The organism is Larkinella harenae (assembly GCF_054780515.1).
In genome coordinates this window covers 155,908-173,403 of sequence record NZ_BAAGWE010000004.1, presented here as the reverse complement: position 1 = coordinate 173,403, position 17,496 = coordinate 155,908, and the positions used below count along the sequence as shown (strand labels likewise).

17 protein-coding genes are annotated in these 17,496 nt (G+C 49.2%); 14 read left to right on the top strand and 3 right to left on the bottom strand.

Going from position 1 to position 17,496, the window contains the following annotated elements; all coding sequences use genetic code 11:
• The first annotated feature begins 42 nt into the window (after positions 1-42).
• The 11 genes from ACYVH9_RS20770 (at position 43) to ACYVH9_RS20720 (ending at position 10,066) form a co-directional block, all read left to right on the top strand.
• Positions 43-1,944 carry an OstA-like protein gene (locus ACYVH9_RS20770; RefSeq protein ID WP_460638314.1) on the top strand — a complete coding sequence of 634 codons (1,902 nt, stop codon included), beginning with the start codon at positions 43-45 and terminating at the stop codon, positions 1,942-1,944.
• 186 nt (positions 1,945-2,130) lie between these two features.
• Positions 2,131-2,772, top strand: a complete 642-nt coding sequence (locus ACYVH9_RS20765) for a T9SS type A sorting domain-containing protein (RefSeq protein ID WP_460638313.1) — start codon at positions 2,131-2,133, stop codon at positions 2,770-2,772.
• A 138-nt stretch (positions 2,773-2,910) separates the two neighbouring features.
• A complete protein-coding gene (locus ACYVH9_RS20760; protein ID WP_460638312.1) occupies positions 2,911-3,792 on the top strand; it encodes an outer membrane protein assembly factor BamD in 882 nt (293 codons plus the stop codon).
• Positions 3,793-3,850: 58 nt separating this feature from the next.
• Positions 3,851-4,171 carry a DNA-directed RNA polymerase subunit omega gene (locus ACYVH9_RS20755; RefSeq protein WP_460638311.1) on the top strand — a complete coding sequence of 107 codons (321 nt, stop codon included), beginning with the start codon at positions 3,851-3,853 and terminating at the stop codon, positions 4,169-4,171.
• Between the two features lie 166 nt (positions 4,172-4,337).
• Complete coding sequence (coaBC, locus tag ACYVH9_RS20750; RefSeq protein WP_460638310.1) at positions 4,338-5,555, top strand: bifunctional phosphopantothenoylcysteine decarboxylase/phosphopantothenate--cysteine ligase CoaBC; 1,218 nt, start codon at positions 4,338-4,340, stop codon at positions 5,553-5,555.
• Positions 5,552-6,472, top strand: a complete 921-nt coding sequence (gene porD / locus ACYVH9_RS20745; protein WP_460638309.1) for a type IX secretion system protein PorD — start codon at positions 5,552-5,554, stop codon at positions 6,470-6,472. Before coaBC ends, porD begins: the two co-directional genes overlap by 4 nt.
• A gap of 3 nt (positions 6,473-6,475) precedes the next feature.
• The gene (locus ACYVH9_RS20740; RefSeq protein ID WP_460638308.1) at positions 6,476-6,718 is read left to right on the top strand and encodes a hypothetical protein; all 243 of its coding nucleotides are present in this window, start codon (positions 6,476-6,478) and stop codon (positions 6,716-6,718) included.
• 8 nt (positions 6,719-6,726) lie between these two features.
• Positions 6,727-8,385 carry a DNA repair protein RecN gene (gene recN, locus ACYVH9_RS20735; protein ID WP_460638307.1) on the top strand — a complete coding sequence of 553 codons (1,659 nt, stop codon included), beginning with the start codon at positions 6,727-6,729 and terminating at the stop codon, positions 8,383-8,385.
• 76 nt (positions 8,386-8,461) lie between these two features.
• Complete coding sequence (locus ACYVH9_RS20730) at positions 8,462-8,896, top strand: hypothetical protein (RefSeq protein WP_460638306.1); 435 nt, start codon at positions 8,462-8,464, stop codon at positions 8,894-8,896.
• A gap of 76 nt (positions 8,897-8,972) precedes the next feature.
• Complete coding sequence (locus tag ACYVH9_RS20725) at positions 8,973-9,623, top strand: SCO family protein (RefSeq protein WP_460638305.1); 651 nt, start codon at positions 8,973-8,975, stop codon at positions 9,621-9,623.
• Positions 9,620-10,066 carry a c-type cytochrome gene (locus tag ACYVH9_RS20720; RefSeq protein WP_460638304.1) on the top strand — a complete coding sequence of 149 codons (447 nt, stop codon included), beginning with the start codon at positions 9,620-9,622 and terminating at the stop codon, positions 10,064-10,066. Before ACYVH9_RS20725 ends, ACYVH9_RS20720 begins: the two co-directional genes overlap by 4 nt.
• Here ACYVH9_RS20720 and lptC read toward each other — a convergent pair.
• The 3 genes from lptC to ACYVH9_RS20705 all read right to left on the bottom strand — a co-directional run bounded on the left by lptC (position 10,063) and on the right by ACYVH9_RS20705 (position 12,710).
• A complete protein-coding gene (gene lptC / locus ACYVH9_RS20715) occupies positions 10,063-10,614 on the bottom strand; it encodes an LPS export ABC transporter periplasmic protein LptC (RefSeq protein ID WP_460638303.1) in 552 nt (183 codons plus the stop codon). The genes ACYVH9_RS20720 and lptC overlap by 4 nt on opposite strands.
• A gap of 94 nt (positions 10,615-10,708) precedes the next feature.
• Complete coding sequence (locus ACYVH9_RS20710) at positions 10,709-11,995, bottom strand: hypothetical protein (protein ID WP_460638302.1); 1,287 nt, start codon at positions 11,993-11,995, stop codon at positions 10,709-10,711.
• On the bottom strand, positions 11,979-12,710 hold the full coding sequence (locus tag ACYVH9_RS20705; RefSeq protein WP_460638301.1) for a type III pantothenate kinase: 732 nt from the start codon (positions 12,708-12,710) through the stop codon (positions 11,979-11,981). Before ACYVH9_RS20705 ends, ACYVH9_RS20710 begins: the two co-directional genes overlap by 17 nt.
• Positions 12,711-12,777: 67 nt before the next feature.
• Between ACYVH9_RS20705 and ACYVH9_RS20700 the strand changes: the two genes are divergently transcribed.
• The 3 genes from ACYVH9_RS20700 (at position 12,778) to ACYVH9_RS20690 (ending at position 17,490) form a co-directional block, all read left to right on the top strand.
• Entirely contained in the window at positions 12,778-13,923 is a 1,146-nt protein-coding gene (locus ACYVH9_RS20700; protein ID WP_460638300.1) for a mechanosensitive ion channel family protein, read from the top strand.
• 414 nt (positions 13,924-14,337) lie between these two features.
• On the top strand, positions 14,338-16,368 hold the full coding sequence (gene rho / locus ACYVH9_RS20695) for a transcription termination factor Rho (protein WP_460638299.1): 2,031 nt from the start codon (positions 14,338-14,340) through the stop codon (positions 16,366-16,368).
• Between the two features lie 192 nt (positions 16,369-16,560).
• On the top strand, positions 16,561-17,490 hold the full coding sequence (locus ACYVH9_RS20690) for an OmpA family protein (RefSeq protein WP_460638298.1): 930 nt from the start codon (positions 16,561-16,563) through the stop codon (positions 17,488-17,490).
• The last annotated feature ends 6 nt before the right edge of the window (positions 17,491-17,496 follow it).

Sequence of the window (17,496 nt, the reverse complement as noted above, 5' to 3'; positions counted from 1 at the left end):
TCATCCACGTTTTTCTGAGCAGGCTGTTCAACAATATTTTTCATGCATCACAACCTTTTGAATAAAACGTGCGTCCATACGTACAGTAAGTTATGCGGACTCGTTGCAATCCTGCTGCTCCTGGTAGTGGACCGGGCAAGTGCTCAGGTTGGCAATCCAGCGGCAGGAAGCTCGGATGAGATTGTGATTCTGAAACGTTCCGATCAACTGGAGGGGCTGCAATTGGGCACCGAGGAAATTCGGAAGCTAACCGGCAACGTCTTTCTTCAGCACAAAAACATGCTGATGTATTGCGACCGGGCCATTCAGAACCTGACCACCAACGTCATCGAAGCGTATGGCAACGTGCGCATGGTTCAGGGTGATACGGTAAGTGTAAAGGGCGATACGGTTTTTTATTACGGAGCAACCCGCCAGGCTAACGTAACAGGTCGTACGGTAATCCTGAAAGATCGAAAAATGACGCTCACCACCCGAAAGCTGGAATACGATATGGCCAATGGGATTGCCCATTATCCGGTAAAAGGCCGGATCGTTGACCGGGAAAATATTCTGACCAGTCGGGAGGGCTATTACAACACCCGGACCAAACTGTTCACCTTTTTGGAAGATGTGCGCCTGGTCAACCCAAAATATACGCTAACGGCGGATTCGTTGCTCTACAACTCGTTTAGCAAGATCGCCACGTTTCAGGGGCCGACTAAAATTGTGAGTAAGGAAGGAACTCTGATTGCCAAGGATGGCGATTACAATACCATATCCCGGTTTTCGAATTTTCAGCGCCGGGCCACGATTGAAACGGAAAAATACACCCTGACGGGTGATACCCTGCTCGGCAATAATGCCAGTGACTTTTATACGGCTCGTGGCAACGTAATCCTGCTGGCGAAAGAAGATAAAACGATTCTGACGGGAAATTTCGGGCGGTACAACCGGAAGGTCGGCGTTGCCCGCATGACGGGCAATGCCGTTGTCAAAAGTATTACGGGTTCAGATACCTTGTTCATGCGCGCGGACACCCTCTGGTCTTTTGAACTGCCTAATCCGAAGTGGAAGAAAGGAACCACCAACACCGATTCAACCTATCGTCGGTTGATCGGCCAGAAGAATGTACTGGTTTTTAAAAGTGATTTACAGAGTAAATGCGATTCCATTGTTTACGAAACCGCCGATTCGACGATCTTTTTCTTCCGGGATCCGATTGTCTGGAGTACCAATTATCAGATGGAAGGCGATTCGATAACGGCATTGATGAAAAATAACCGGATCAACAAAATGCTGATTCGGGGCCATTCGTTCGTCATTTCGCAGGATACTCTACTGAATTTCAATCAGGTAAAAGGACGTACTTTAACCGCCTTTTTTGCGTACGATCAGCAAAAAGATCGCTCTGACATTGACCGCGTAATCGTTGAAGGCAACGGCGAAAGTTTGTATTTCGCCGTTGACGACAATAACAAAATGGTTGGCATGAACCGGGTCCTATGCAGCAAAATGACCCTTCGATTCGTAGATCGAAAAGTTAAAAAAATCAGTTTTTACGGCCAGCCCGATTCTAAACTAGTTCCTCCAAAGGAGCTCAAAGACAGCGAGAAAAAGTTAGACGGCTTCAACTGGCGGATTGCCGAACGGCCCACCAAAGCCCGGGTAACGGGAATCCCGGAAAAGCCGAGTGATCAATCCGTCCTCTCAGACAAGAAGCCGGAGCAGCCTGTAACGCCCCTTACCCCAGCCGATGCTTCGGCAACCATTAAGCGGGCGGTGCCGACAAAAGAGTCCAATATCAAGAACATGATTCGGTCGAACACCAAAAAAATTTCCGAGAATGCAACACTTCCGGAAAAATCAGCGTCTAAAAGAGTAGTGTCCCCGGATAGTGTCTCAAACGATAACCTGAAAAAGAAAGAGGCCCTGACCAAACCCACTTTGAAGCCCGGTAATTGAACGAAACGGCATGAAATTAAATAAAATTTTCTACGCCATTTAAACCATTGGGAGCCTTTTGGGTTCTAATTGACAAAAAAGAATCTGAATAACAATTTTTTGAGAAAGCAAACGTTGACTTTCTCGCTTTTTTAAATATGTTTGTGGTGGGCTATTATATCCACCCATGTTACTGAATGGAAATTTATGAAACAACCTGTACGTTTATATGCCTGGTTAATCGGACTGGGACTTCTGGTATCACACGGCTTACTGGCGCAGAGTGATAGCAGCAAACCCAAAAGCCGATTGGAGTTGGGGCAAAAACCCGCTCCGGCAAGCCGCATCATTCACTCCCGAAATTTTCCCTTTCTGAAACACCCGAGCGTATCCAGCCTGGATCGGGGAGTTACCGTTCAGAAAAACGTCGCCATTACCCAGTTTTATCGCAACCAACTTCTCACGAACTCGACCAGCAAAGCTCCGGTTCGAACAGTAAACGCAGACAGTGGAAATTCGGCGGCTCAGGAGACTCACCAATCGCCTGAAGACGCCCAGAAAGATGATAGATGGTTGTTTGAAAATGACCGGATCGTGGTTTCTAACATCTACCCTAATCCGGCAGATGAGAGCGCTGAGATCGATTACCAGATTTCGGGAACTGTTAAAGACGCCAAATTGATATTTTATAATGTGATGGGTGCTCAGGTTGGCGAATACATTCTGGACCGGAACGAACGAAAAATTCGGATCGCTACTAATGTAATGAGCCCAGGCATGTATTTTTACCAGCTGTCCCTTGATGGCAAAAAAATGAAAACCAAGAAATTGATGGTTAGCCGCCGTTGATCAGCCATTCTTTCCTGTAGGCAGTAGACAGTTTTCTGTTTACTGCTTATTTTTTGCCAATGATCCCCCTCCCATTCCGCACTATTTACGCAACGTAATCGTTAGTCTTACATAGATTTTTATTAATTTTGCATCCTTATGCAGCATTATTGGAAAACCGGTGCGTGGGCAGTCGTGTTGATGGTGTTTCTTGCGTCGTGCAGCCCTTTTCAAAAATTACAGAAAAAAGGCACTGACGAGGAAAAGTACAAAGCAGCCGTATCGTACTTCAAGAAAGGTGAGTTTTACAAAGCCGGACTGTTGTTTGAAGAATTGATTCCGATTCTGAAAGGAAGCACGGAATCGGAAATGGCTCAGTTTTACCGCGCCCATTGCGAATACCAGCAACAGAATTACCAGTTGTCGGCATTTCACTTCAAGCAATTTTACGAAACATTTGCCCGGAGTGATTACGCTCATGAGGCTATGTACTTCTACGCCCTTTCCTTATACAAGGATTCCCCCAATTACAACCTCGATCAGTCGAACACGCTAACCGCGATGGCGGCTTTACAGGATTTTATCAACGCCAATCCCCAAAGCCCTTTCCGTCAGGAATGTACGGGGTACATTGCCGCGTTGCGGGATAAGCTGGAGCTGAAAGCATACGATAAGTGCAAGCAGTATTACAAGACCAGCTCGGCTAATATTGCAAACTACCGTTCATCCGTCGTTTCCATCACTAATTTCCTGCGGGAATATCCCGACTCCAAATACAACGCAGAACTTGCTTACCTCCGGGTTGACGCTCAGTATAACCTGGCGAAGAACAGCTTTGTGGATAAGTTGAAAGAACGGCATCAGGAAGTTGTTACTTATTACCTGGCTTTAGTCGATAAATTCCCCAAAAGCACGGATCTCAAAAGGGCGGAACGGATGTATGAAGACAGCCGAAACGAACTGGAAACGATCGCCAAACAGGAAAAAGAAAAATTGAATCAACAACAAAAGCCCGCCAAGGTTACCGCGACGGCACAATAATTAACAGATTCGCAAGCGTCCCTTGCGATCATATCAGACGATTGAAAATAAACTAGCTATGGCCAATAATCCTTCTATCATCACCCGCGATACCGACAAAATTGCGATAGCAACGGGAAATCTGTACGAATCAGTATCGATCATTTCTAAACGGGCGCGGCAGATTTCGAGCAAAATGAAAGAAGAGCTGAGCAACAAACTCTCCGAATTTGCGTCGGCCGTGGATAACCTCGAAGAGGTATTCGAAAACCGTGAGCAGATTGAAATTTCTAAATATTACGAGCGCCTGCCGAAACCAACCACCGTAGCAACGGACGAGTTTCTCGAAGGAAAGCTGCAGTGGCGCACCGTTGACGAAGAAACCAACAGTTCGCTGTAGAAGAATCAAGTACTGCCTTACTGAACGTTAGACGGTTTTAAGCGCCTAACAAAAGGCTGAGCGGAGAAGCACAGAGTACCACGGAGAAACCGAAATGGCGGCCCTTCTCGGTGACCTTTGTTCTTCTCCGCTTTGTTTGTCTGGTACACTTTTCCATTGCAACTCCATGTCTCATCTGGCCGGAAAGAAAATTCTGTTGGGCGTAACCGGAAGCATTGCCGCGTATAAGTCGGCTTTGCTGATCCGATTGTTGGTGAAAGTTGGTGCCGAGGTACAGGTTGTCATGACCCCCTCTGCCAAAGATTTTATCACGCCCCTTACCCTTTCGACCCTGTCGAAGCGACCCGTATTTTCGGATTTCGTTAACCAGACGTCCGGCGACGGGCAGTGGAACAATCATGTTGAATTAGCCCTGTGGGCTGATCTGATCGTGATTGCCCCCGTTTCGGCCCATAGCCTGGCTAAGCTGGCCCACGGTTTCTGTGATGATCTTTTGTCCGCCGTTTATTTGTCCGCCAAATGCCCGGTTTTTCTGGCCCCAGCCATGGATCTGGACATGTACCGCCATCCAACCACCCTGGAAAACCTTCGCCGGCTCGAATCGTTCGGTAATCATCTGATTCTGGCAGAACACGGTGAGCTGGCCAGTGGCTTAATTGGTGAAGGTCGGCTCGCCGAACCAGAACATATCATCGCGGATCTGGAGCGCTACCTGGCCCACCGCCCAATTTTCAGACACAAACAGGTGCTGATTACCGCCGGGCCTACCCAGGAAGCCATCGATCCGGTACGGTTTATCAGCAATTATTCAAGCGGCAAAATGGGGTACGCCATTGCCCGTGCTTTCGCCCGCGCTGGTGCTGATGTGACGCTGGTTAGCGGCCCTACCGTACTACCCCTTCCGGATCCGACAATCCGGCGCATAGCGGTCCGGTCGGCGCGCGAAATGTATGAAGCCACCGCAGCCGAGTTTTCCAAAGCCCACATCGTGGTGCTGGCAGCAGCCGTTGCGGATTATACCCCGCTCCAGGCCGCTGAACAAAAAATTAAAAAGAAAGAAACGGTCTTTGCGCTCCAAATGACCAAGACCGTGGATATTGCTGCGACGCTGGGCCAGCAGAAACGCCCCAACCAGCTTATCGTAGGTTTTGCCCTCGAAACGCAGGACGAATTAATCAACGCCACGGCCAAACTGCGCGCCAAAAATTTTGATTATATTGTTCTGAATTCGTTGCGTGATCCGGGTGCCGGATTTGGGCACGATACCAACAAAATTACCGTTATTGACAAAGAGGAACGGATGTATGAGTTTGATCTGAAATCGAAAGATAAAGTGGCCGAAGATTTGCTCAATCTCGTTCAGGAACAGCTAGCCATAGTATGAAATTTCATTCACTTTTTTGGGTTTTGGCAGTGAGTATCGGTTTGTCATCCGGTACCTGTCTGGCGCAGGAATTGAATTGCCAGGTTACCGTCAACTTTAATCAGGCCAATTCTTCACAGGTGACGGATCGCCAGATTTTCCCCCAAATGCAGGCCTTCATTACCGATTTTATTAACAACCGTCGCTGGACCAGCGATGCCTTTACGCCGGAAGAACGTATCAATTGTAAACTCATTATCGATATTCTAAAGGTACCGGAGCAAAATTATTACCAGGGTCGTGCGCAGGTGATTACAACCCGGCCCGTATACGGCAGTAACTACGAAACCGTAACCCTCCGGTACATCGACAATGCCTTTAACTTTACATACCGCCCCAACGATCCGATGTTTTTCAATGAAAACACCAACTCAAGCGAGCTTACTTCGCTGCTGGCTTTTCACGCATTGATCATGTTGGGAGTAGACTACGATTCATTCAGCAAACAGGGCGGAAAACTGTTCTTCCAACGGGCTTATAACGTCATGTCGCTGGCCAATCAGTCTGCCGTTGGCGGGGGAGCCTGGAGCGCACAGGGCGATATCCGAAATCGATACTGGCTGATCGAGAACCTGCAAAGCCAGCAATTTTTACCTTATCACGATGCCGTTTACACCTATTACCGTCAGGCGTTGGATAATTTTACGGCCAGCCCTGCCAGTTCGCGGCAACAGGTTTTAGACGTTTTGAACACCATTCGCCAGGTGAGTCAGCAACGACCCAACTCCATCGTTATCAATACTTTTTTTGATGCCAAAGGTGAAGAACTGGTTAACATTATGAACGAAGGTTCCCGCGATGAGCGGCAGAAAGCGTTCACCCTGATGTCGACTCTCGACCCGGCCAAAACAGAACTTTACCGCAAGTTACTCCGATAATTCATGGGGAAGCGTTTAATTCGCATTCGAGCCAACGACCTGCCAGCTACCTGGGCTTCTGAAAAACCCACCAAGCTGATCAATGCAGAGGTGAATGTTGTATTTATTGACGGACGAACGCTGCACGGCAACCTAACCAATTTTCAGGAATCAGTGTTATTGGTTCGGGATAACCGTGGTCATGCGCATACTGTTGCGCTGGAAACCGTTGATGAAGTCATTCTGGATGCCAAAGCGCCTTATTAGAATCTTGTATGCTCTCGCATTTACTAATAAAAAATTACGCCTTAATCGAACACCTGGAAATGGACCCCGCTTCCGCCCTGAATATCATCACGGGCGAAACCGGGGCCGGAAAATCCATCATGCTTGGTGCCATCGGTCTGCTCATGGGAAACCGCGCGGATACCAAATCGCTTTACAATCCGGAGGAAAAATGCGTGATTGAAGGCTATTTCGACGTATCTGGTTACATCATTGAGAACCTGTTCGAAGAAGAGAACCTGGATTATGATAAAATCTGCGTGGTCCGGCGCGAAATCAGTCCCAGTGGCAAATCCCGCGCTTTCGTAAACGATACGCCGGTGAATCTTGAGCTACTCCGCCGGGTGACCAGCCAGTTGATGGATATTCATTCACAGCACGACTCTATTCTGTTGGGTTCTAACGAATACCAGTTACAGATAGTTGATACCTACGCCCAAAACGACGAGCTGCTGCGTCAGTACCGCACCGATTACCGTACTTACCGGTCAAAACAGGAAGCCTACGACCGCCTGTTGAGCGAAACGGCGCAGATGAAAAAGGAATTTGATTACAACAATTTTCTGTACGAAGAGCTGCAAAAGCTGGCGCTCCAGCCCGCCGAGCAGGAAGCACTAGAGCAGGAACTGACTATTCTGGAAAATGCGGAAGATATCAAAGAGCGCCTTCAGTTATCAGCCGACTACCTCGACAATCCCGAGCAATCGGTGGTTAATTACCTGCGGAACGTTGTTAACAACCTGAATTACGTCGGCAAGCTAACGGATCGGTTTGATCAGCTCCGGGATCGGGCGCAGAGTTCACTGATTGAACTACGGGATCTGGCCAACGAAATCGGTATGGAACAAGATCATATCGAGACCAACGACAGCCGCGTTGAAGCCATTCGGGAGCGCCTGAATCTGATCTACCAACTGCAAACCAAACACGCCGTTAAAACGATTGCCGAGCTGCTTGAAATTCAGGCTGACCTGGAGCGGAAAGTCAGTAAGATACTCCATTCTGACGAAGCCTTGGCCCTGGCTAAAACCGAAAATGAGGTTGCTTTGCAACGGCTTATGGCAAGCGCCGAAAAACTGTCGGCGTCTCGACAGGAGGTTAGTCCGCAGATTGAGCAACAGATAGGTGGCTTATTGGTGGACCTCGGTATGCCAAATGCCTCACTCAAAATCAGCCTGACTACTGGCAAGCCAACCGAAAACGGAATTGATACGGTTTCGTTCCTCTTCAGCGCCAACAAAGGTGTCAAACCGCAGCAACTCAAAAACGTCGCTTCAGGGGGAGAATTTTCCCGTCTGATGATGGCCATCAAATATATTCTGGCCAGCAAACGCTCGTTGCCAACCATCATCTTTGACGAAATCGACACAGGGGTCTCCGGCGAAATTGCCATAAAAATGGGCAACATGATGCGCGACATGGCCTTAAGTCATCAGATTATTGCCATTACACACCTCCACCAAATTGCCGCTCAGGGAAAAGCCCATTACTTCGTATACAAAGACCATTCGGGCAACCGGACTGTCAGCCGGGTAAAAAAACTTAGTTTTAACGAGCGCGTTCAGGAAATAGCGCAGATGATTGGTGGCAATAATCCGTCGCCCAGTGTGCTGAAAAACGCCAAAGAGCTTTTAAAAGCATCAGCCTGAGGTCATTGGTATTCTCGAAAGCATATTTCTCGTAGCGGTTAGGCTAATACTGGCGAATAGCCTTTATTTTTGCGGTATGAAAACCGTCCTTCTCTCCTCCGCTACCGTTCTTTTTTTAGCCACGAGTTGCCAGCCATCCGACGATCAAAAAAGCATTGAAAAGATGCAGGATCAGGTTATGGTTGTACACGATGAAGTGATGCCACGTACAGGCGAACTGATGGATTTGAAAGAAAAAATCAGTCTTCGGATTGATAGTCTGTCCAAAATTACGCCTTCGTCGGAAGCCACCCAAACTCGCCAGCAGCAGGGAATCGCCATCAACCAGGCCCTGACCGCAGCCGACAGTGTCATGTACGACTGGATGAACAACTACAACGCCGACACCCTTCGCGGCATGGACGAAACACAGGCCAAATCCTATCTGGATGAGGAATTGAAGAAAATTACCGTCATCAAGACGCAAATAAATGACGGAATCAATCAAGCCAAGAAATTCTTAGCGAACTAAGTGTGTTGAATAGGTAAATCCTTCCCGTAGGATTTTTGTTCATCCAATCCCTGGTCATAGGTCATAGTCATACCGTATGCTTTCAATCCTTAAAAATAGTACCTTCATTGCAGCAGCGATTGCCCTTCTGAGCGCTTGTTCTTCGAGCGAAAACCGGTTACCGATATACGGAGAACGCGACGTAGTTACCAAAGAAGTAGACGGAAAACCCGTTACGGACACCGCTTATTATCAAATTCCTTCCTTCCAGTTTGTCAATCAGGACAGTTTGCCGGTTTCCAACCAGACATTCGATGGGAAAATTTACATCACCGACTTCTTTTTTGTAACCTGCCCCACCATTTGTCCGAAAATGAAAACCCAGATGAAACGGGTGTACGACAAGTTCAAAGGGAATCCGGATGTGATGTTTCTGTCATACACCATCGATCCCAAACACGACACCCCGGCCGTTCTGAAAGAGTTTGCCAGCAACCTGGGCGTTACCGGTGATCAGTGGCAGTTTGCCACCGGCCCCAAAGAAGAAATATTCAAAACCGGAAAAAGCTACATGGTGGTGGCTCAGGAAGATGCCGGAGCGCCAGGCGGCCTCCTGCACAGTGGCCATTTTGTACTGGTCGACAAGGAAAAACACGTTCGGGGTATGTACGACGGTACCACCGAAGAAGGCGCCAACAAACTCATGGCCGATATTGACCGGTTGCTCGCCGAATACAAACAAAAATGAAAAAAATAGCACCTTTTTTTCTGGCCTTACCGTTGCTTTTCCAAACCGCCTGCCAGAACCAGGAGGAATTAAAAAAAGAGAAGTATTTCGTTGAAGGCTATCAACTGTATACCCAGCACTGTGCCAATTGTCACCAGGAAGACGGGAAGGGGCTGGCAGCTCTTTATCCGCCGATAAATGGTTCGGATTATCTCAAAAACAAGGAAGCGGTTCTCTGCCTGATTCGGTACGGGCAAACGGGAGCCATTATCGTTAATGGCAAAACGTATAACCGCCCCATGCCCGCCAATCCGCAATTAACCGACATCGACATTGCGGCCATCACAACATTTATTTATAACAAATGGGGGGAAGAAGCCACCCTTACGGACGTAAAGGAAGCGTCGGTGATCCTGGATACCTGCCGGGTACAACGCCAGCGTCAGGATTCCCACCTGCCTTAATTGGTGCCGGAAAGGCGGAAGATACCGGTTGGCTTCCGAATAAAATAGTGTGAGAACGACTGGTCTGTATCGAGGCCAATGCCTTCCAGCCGCTCATTCGTGTTCTTGCTGAGAATTTTCACCTGCTTTTCGGTATACACTTTCTTGGTCGTTGGGTTCCAGTTGAGTTCTGGTGTATACAGCTCCTGATTTTTCTGTTTATTGACCACCACTACGTTGCCCATCACACGGTAATAATTCTGGGCATGCACGTAACGTCCAGAATCCGCCCGCAACGTGGTTTCGATTTCTCCGGAAGGCCCATAAAATTCAATGTTGACAGTTTTCGGATAAACTCGGTCATTCGACTGGTATTTATACTGCAACGCCGTTGTCATTTTCACTTTCAACTGAGCCGATTCGCTATACAAAACCCGCACGTTGTTGATCTCTTCCAACGGCCCGGTATAGGGTTTGGAGGCTTTAGCTGCAGGTTCTTCATTACAACTGGTCAATCCGATGCCGAGCAAGGCAGCCAGCACAACCGTTCCAAAAAACGTAGTATTCATTGTTGTTAAAACATCCACTAGTCACCCCCTTAGAACACAAGTCGGGCCAGCCTGGTTCGCACGTTAGCCAATCAACCGAATCATGCGCCAATGTTTAATCAACTTTTTGACGGATGAACCACAATTGGTTAAGCGATAAACCCAACCCGATTTTAAAATACCGTTCCCGAATCTGCCCATCCGCTACCGTTCCGCGTTGCCCACCGACCAGCGAGATAGTGGCCGAATTCACGTATTGCCCCACAGGCAGGGAGATTCCCAGACTTACGCTCATGTCATCCGGTTGCTTTCCGCCAACCGAGTACGGGAGCTTGGTATAATTAAAGCCCAGCCGGTAAGGGATCAACTCCAGGTAACGGGTTGAGCGGACCTTTGGAGTATATTCAAGCCCGGCGGCAATGGAATAGCTATCCCGTAAATTACCTGATTGGCCATTTAAGCCAGCAAATTTTGACCAGGGCTGGTAACCAAATTCAACGCCTACGGCTAGTTTTTGCGATTTTTCCAGAACAATTCCGCCCTTAAACTGCGTCGGCAATGTCATCGAACCACTCGTCCGGGTACTAACCGTATCCGGATTCGATATCTGTGTTCCGTTGGCGTCAATTTGTTGGTAGGTATCTACGGAACTGCTTCCAATTTTCGTCATCGGGTCAATAGTCGCACCGACGTTCAGAAACCAGTCTTTGTTCAATTTTGGTCGCCAGGCCGCTCCCAGCCGCCAGACAATATCACTGTGACTGACCAGAGTCGAGCGTTTGACGGTTATATCATCGCCCCCGATGAGCAACCGCGAGTCGGAGTCGTTGGTAATGTTTCCAAATAGAAATGCTGCTTCTACGCCAACAAATAAACTCTTGGTCAGGCTGAAACCGTTAGTAAACGTAGCCTTATTCAATCCTCCCCGTCCCCGATAAATATATTCCGACTCATAAATGGTGCCGGGTACTCGCTGGTATTGCGTGGTTTGGTAATCCACATAACTATAAGGCCGCAGACCAATCCCCGCCGACCAATACCGCGTCACCGGAAATGCCAGGTTCAGGTAACTGAGGTTGGCTCCAAAATCCTGCTGATTCTGCCCCCGGCTGTCGGCAATTTGCTTGCTCTGACCCAGTAAACCGACTTCAAATATCGTGTAGCGGTTTCGTACCAGTAAAGCCGGATTGGCCGTATTCAGAAAAAAACCGTTGGCGTAGGCTGTTCCCAGCCCCCCCATACCCAGATTGGTGATATTGCTGTTTCCATAGATTTCGCCAATACCCAATGACGAATAAGGAGAATTGCCTAAACCCTGTGCCCGAGCGGGAGATTGCGCCATTCCAAGCAAAACGAGGGCGGTTAATAAGACGGAGTAAAATCCGTTACGAGAAGTCGACATTATATTGTAAAATACGATTCAATCCGATCAGTACCAGTTCCGGAACTACAAAGATGGGGGGTTTCAGGCTACTTTCAAAAAACGACGCATCTCCCCCGCATATTAATACGCTTATATTCGGGTGTTCGTGGCGATGGGCATCAATAATTCCGTTCAGTTCGGCCAGCAACCCATTGACAACACCGGCCTGCATCGCCTGCCGGGTATTTTTCCCCAGCAACGAAGGCCGACGTTCGTCCGGTTCAACCAACGGCAGCCTTTCTGTAAACGAATGCATCGCCCGGAATCGCATACGAAAGCCGGGAGAAATCATTCCACCGTGAAAAACCGAGTTTGCATCGACGTAATCGTACGTCACGCAGGTTCCTAAATCAATCACCAGACAGGCATCATTCGGAAACCGCACCTTCGCCCCAATCGCCGAGGCAATCCGGTCGGTACCGAGCGTATTGGGCGTATCATACCGCTTCTCCAGCGGCACCGCCGTATTCCCATCCACCGCCAGCCAGAACGTAGAAGAAGGCAACGACAACTGTTGCCGCAACTGGTCCGGCGAGCGGCTAGTCGACGAAATCACCACCGCGCCAGGTACAGTCTTCTGAATCAGTTCCTGTAATGCCTCAACGGATAATTGCGAATACACCTCCTGTAATACATCTTTTTCAAAAAAACCGGCTTTAATGGCACTGTTGCCCCAATCAATGGCGATGTTCATTAGTGCAAAAATTGTAAATAGAGATCAGATTCCTGAATTTTGGGTGTTAAAATAGCTTAAAAGCGGCATGGAATCGTTAGAAAGGTGGTTTGAACAGCAATTGATGGGCAACTCCGTCGGTAATCTGGTTGTATTTGCTGTCATGATCCTGCTGGCGTTGTGGCTTAAACGCATGTTATCCCTCCTCGTAAGCCGCTTCTTTTACCGACTCGTCAAACCCGACTCTAACTCTGTTCCCATCAGCGATTTTATTCAGCTGATGCGCAAACCAATTGAGCTGTTCATTCTGCTCCTCATGCTGTTTCTGGCGTTCGACCGACTGGCAATTCCGGAACAGTGGGGACTGGTTCCCCGCACGGAATTCGGCTACCGGCTTATCATCTTCCGGTTGTACCAAACAACCCTGATGTTCAACCTGGCCTGGATCGCTATCCGGTTTGTCAAGTTTGTAGGAATCATTTTTCAGAAACGGGCCGAGTTAACCGAAACCAAGCTTGATGATCAGTTGGTTCCCTTCGTGCGCGATCTGCTCATTATTGCGGTTTGCGCCATCACGTTTTTTGCCACGCTCAGCATTGTCTTTGCCATTAACGTCATTGCGCTCGTCACGAGCCTGGGAATCGGCGGTTTGGCTATTGCGCTGGCCGCCCGCGAAACCCTCGAAAATTTATTTGCTTCCTTTGCCATTCTGCTCGACCGCCCCTTCCTGACCGGCGATACCGTTACTGCCGGAACAGGCCCCAACCAGGTAACGGGAACGGTCGAGAAAATCGGGTTTCGGAGCACCCGGCTCCGCACCGACGACGGCAGCCAGATTGCGGTCCCCAACCGTCTGATGATCTCTCAGTCGCTGGATAACTTGACGCAACGCAGCCAGCGCCGAACAAAGTTTCACCTTCGTCTGGCGCTTGACACACCACCGGAAGCACTCCGGGCCATTGTTGATGACATCCGGCAATGGCTGGCCGACCAGCCCCAAACGAGCCAGAATCCTGCCCTTATTCAGTTTGATGCCCTGGGCGAAAGCTCTTTGGACGTTCTGATTCAATACTATGTTGCAACCGCCGACTGGCGGGAATTTAACAAAGTCAAGGAAGACGTGAACTATCAATTAATTGCCATTGTTAAAAAACATAGCGGACAGTTTGCTTTTCCATCAAGAACAGTATATCTTCGGACCCATCCTGAGTACCCGCTCGAGAAACAGCAATAAATTTTCCGCTCTTTTTAACAATGTTAAAACATTTACGGGTTTTACTCGTTCTAGTTGACAAAGCGGGATTTAAATCTTAACATTGCGGTCATAATAGTTCCTGACCCGGTTCACTGGTATTCTGCCTATTTTATCCATGTAATCTGAGGCTGTAAGCCAAATCCACCTGGACAAACTGTCTTTCAATCAAACCATACCACGCATCAGCGTAGTCGAGTTTACGCCCTGAAACAGTTGCTGCAAGTGCATAGGTCAAGCAAGTATCTGACTGTAAATTTTCATAACTATTTAAGCACGACTTTCCCTCTTTTGGATTCATTCATCTATCTGCGGTTCTCCGTAACGATGGTCCGACGTAGCGACAATTATCTCACACTTATCAAGTAAAGCCCTCTTTGCTTACTCTGGCTTTTTATGTATAAAAAGGAAGACCTCGATCTGAAACTCTTATCAGAATTGAAAGCGATTGCGGATTCGTTCAGCATTCGCGACATTAGCAAACTCAATAAAAAGGAACTGGTTTACAAGATATTAGACCAACAAGCCTTACTCCCCGAAACCACGTCAGCGGTTTCGGAAAACGGCACGGAGCCTTCCACTAAACCGGCTCCGGCAGCTGCCGAAGGAGTCCGCCGGGGACGCCGTCCCCGCCAGGAAGCTCCTGCGGTGGAAACCGCTCCCGCGGTTCAGGATACTCCGGTGTCAGCGCCGGAACAACCGCAGCCTGATAGCCAGGCCGCACCTATAGCAGAACAAACGGATACGACTCCCGCTCCCGCGATTCAACCGAGTCGGGATACGACTCCGCGAGAGAACAAATCACCTGAAAAACAACCTGTTCGACCCCAAAACCGTCGTGGTCCGGAACAGAACGGCCCCGCCCGCCCGGCCCGGAATGAGCAGACCGAATCGAACGATCCACGCCGGATGCGGCAGCGGATTCGGAAAGAAAACGAAGGATTTTCGGCGGATGCTCCGGCGGTTTCGGCTCGTGAGAAAACGGCGGAAGCCAAACCAGAGCAGGATCGTCGTCCACGCAACGATCCGTTTCGCAACCGGAAACGGGAGTTTGAACAGCCGGTGCTCGACCTGCCAGCCGAAACCGATTCGGAAGACTTTTATACACCAACCCTTGAACCGGAAACAAACCCGGTCGACGTCGCTGTTGTAACACCAGCAACGCCGGAGGCTCCGATTCAGCCGGATCAGCCGGAAGTTTCGGCTAGCCAGGCACCGCAGCCAGCTGAACGCCAGCAGCGGGACGTCACGCGCCCCGACGAATACACCAATCGGATTCGGCGGCAGTATAACCAGCACGTTCGCGAGTTTGACGGTATTATCGAAAACGAGGGTGTTCTGGAAATTATGTCCGACGGTGGCTACGGTTTTCTGCGGTCGGCCGATTACAACTACCTCGCTAGCCCGGATGACATATATGTATCACCGTCACAGATCAAACTTTTTGGTTTGAAAACCGGTGATACGGTTCGCGGCCAGATTCGCCCCCCCAAAGAAGGCGAGAAATACTTTGCCCTCTTGCGCGTGTCGTCGGTTAACGGCAAAACAACTGAGGAAATCCGCGACCGCATTCCGTTTGAATACCTGACTCCGCTGTTCCCGGAAGAAAAACTGAATCTGAGCTACCGGGCCGATCAGTATTCCACCCGGATCGTGGACCTGTTTGCCCCTATTGGTAAAGGACAGCGGGGAATGATTGTTGCCCAGCCCAAAACCGGTAAAACGGTTCTGCTGAAAGATATTGCCAATGCCATTACTAAAAACCACCCCGAAGTTTACCTGATCATCCTGCTGATCGACGAACGACCGGAAGAGGTAACCGACATGGCCCGTAGTGTCAATGCCGAGGTGATTTCATCTACTTTCGACGAGCAGGCCGAACGGCACGTAAAAGTGGCGGCGATGGTTCTAGAAAAAGCCAAACGAATGGTTGAATGCGGACACGATGTGGTCATTCTTCTTGACTCCATCACGCGTCTGGCCCGGGCTTACAACACGGTGGTACCGTCGTCAGGGAAGATCCTGTCAGGGGGGGTTGATGCCAATGCGCTCCATAAACCCAAACGGTTCTTTGGGGCTGCCCGCAACGTCGAAAATGGGGGTTCTCTAACGATTATCGCCACGGCTCTGATCGATACCGGCTCTAAAATGGATGAAGTTATTTTCGAAGAGTTTAAGGGAACAGGTAACATGGAGCTTCAACTCGACCGCAAGTTGTCCAACAAGCGCGTTTATCCGGCCGTTGACGTCCTGGCGTCCGGTACCCGGCGCGAAGACCTGCTGCTCGATAAGGAAAGCCTACAGCGTATCTGGATTCTGCGTAAACATATGGCCGATATGAATGCCATGGAATCCATGGATTTCCTGCTCGACCGGATGCGCGGCACCCGCAACAACGACGAATTCCTGGTTTCGATGAACCGGTAACCTATTTATAATCTTACGAATTCCGTTTCGTATAAAAACCGTATGTCCGTCTTCACCGACTTGCATGCGGTTTTTTGCTTTATAGGGGTGAAAATGAAGTTAGTGGCCAAAAATAATAACGCGGATGCATGACTTTCCAGGGTTCTTTGAGTCTCAAGGGAAGATTACAACCTCAAATCCCTCGTTATTTCGATGTTCACCAATAAACTCCCTTGGGTAGTAGTCCTGGCGCTTTGGACGGGCGGCTCTACGTACTGGCACGTTTGCCGCATCAAACAGCTATGCCCAGATGGTGACACGCCATCGGCCTCTGTCAGCACCCCAACCACGCCCGCCTTTACGGTTCCCGGTTTGCAGTTTACCGACGGCAGTAGCGCATCGTTCCGCTCGTCGGGTCATCTGGCCTTTGCCAAATCCGGTGCAGACGTCAACCTCAATGGCGTTCGTCCCCTGCTGGACTCTCTCTCTATTTACCTGAAATCAAATCCTGAAAAACGGATTCAACTTACGGGTTTCTACGATCCCACCGAGACAAATTCGTCAACCGAACCCAATTTGGGGCTAGCCCGGGCCAATAGCATCCGGGCTTATCTGATCAGCCTGGGAATACCCGAAGAGCAGTTGCAACTGGCCGGTGAAGAAAATGCTCAGCTGGATTTTACACCGGCGGGCGACTCATTGTACGGCGGTATTCGATTCGCCTTTCTGAATGAAGTATTAGTGAAGGTGGAGCAATCAACAGCGGAAGAAGATCTAGCTAAAAAGGCAAAGTTCGAATCCATATTTGAGCCCCTGGATCTTTATTTCAGTACGGGAAAAATTGATTACATCAAAACGAGTGAAACCCAAACCTTCCTCGAAAAAACCAGAGCGTATTTACAGGAGCACCCTGAACAGAAGCTCCTTATAACCGGTCATACCGATAATACCGGGTCTGATGCCATCAACCTTGCCCTGTCCAAAGAACGGGCTGCCGCCGTGAAAAAACAATTTGTCACTGCCGGAATTGCCGCCAGCCAGATTGAAACCGACGGAAAAGGCGAATCGCAACCCCTGGCTTCCAACGATACTGAAAAAGGCCGCCGAACGAACCGCCGGACCTCGATTGTCGTGAAAAAATAACCTTCC

Coding starts and splice junctions, on each gene's coding strand:
- ACYVH9_RS20770 (WP_460638314.1), top strand. CDS start 43: ATGCATCACAACCTTTTGAATAAAACGTGCGTCCATACGTACAGTAAG.
- ACYVH9_RS20740 (WP_460638308.1), top strand. CDS start 6,476: ATGGGGAAGCGTTTAATTCGCATTCGAGCCAACGACCTGCCAGCTACC.
- ACYVH9_RS20760 (WP_460638312.1), top strand. CDS start 2,911: ATGCAGCATTATTGGAAAACCGGTGCGTGGGCAGTCGTGTTGATGGTG.
- rho (WP_460638299.1), top strand. CDS start 14,338: ATGTATAAAAAGGAAGACCTCGATCTGAAACTCTTATCAGAATTGAAA.
- ACYVH9_RS20730 (WP_460638306.1), top strand. CDS start 8,462: ATGAAAACCGTCCTTCTCTCCTCCGCTACCGTTCTTTTTTTAGCCACG.
- porD (WP_460638309.1), top strand. CDS start 5,552: ATGAAATTTCATTCACTTTTTTGGGTTTTGGCAGTGAGTATCGGTTTG.
- recN (WP_460638307.1), top strand. CDS start 6,727: ATGCTCTCGCATTTACTAATAAAAAATTACGCCTTAATCGAACACCTG.
- ACYVH9_RS20700 (WP_460638300.1), top strand. CDS start 12,778: ATGGAATCGTTAGAAAGGTGGTTTGAACAGCAATTGATGGGCAACTCC.
- ACYVH9_RS20705 (WP_460638301.1), bottom strand. CDS start 12,710: ATGAACATCGCCATTGATTGGGGCAACAGTGCCATTAAAGCCGGTTTT.
- ACYVH9_RS20720 (WP_460638304.1), top strand. CDS start 9,620: ATGAAAAAAATAGCACCTTTTTTTCTGGCCTTACCGTTGCTTTTCCAA.
- lptC (WP_460638303.1), bottom strand. CDS start 10,614: ATGAATACTACGTTTTTTGGAACGGTTGTGCTGGCTGCCTTGCTCGGC.
- ACYVH9_RS20690 (WP_460638298.1), top strand. CDS start 16,561: ATGTTCACCAATAAACTCCCTTGGGTAGTAGTCCTGGCGCTTTGGACG.
- ACYVH9_RS20765 (WP_460638313.1), top strand. CDS start 2,131: ATGAAACAACCTGTACGTTTATATGCCTGGTTAATCGGACTGGGACTT.
- coaBC (WP_460638310.1), top strand. CDS start 4,338: ATGTCTCATCTGGCCGGAAAGAAAATTCTGTTGGGCGTAACCGGAAGC.
- ACYVH9_RS20710 (WP_460638302.1), bottom strand. CDS start 11,995: ATGTCGACTTCTCGTAACGGATTTTACTCCGTCTTATTAACCGCCCTC.
- ACYVH9_RS20725 (WP_460638305.1), top strand. CDS start 8,973: ATGCTTTCAATCCTTAAAAATAGTACCTTCATTGCAGCAGCGATTGCC.
- ACYVH9_RS20755 (WP_460638311.1), top strand. CDS start 3,851: ATGGCCAATAATCCTTCTATCATCACCCGCGATACCGACAAAATTGCG.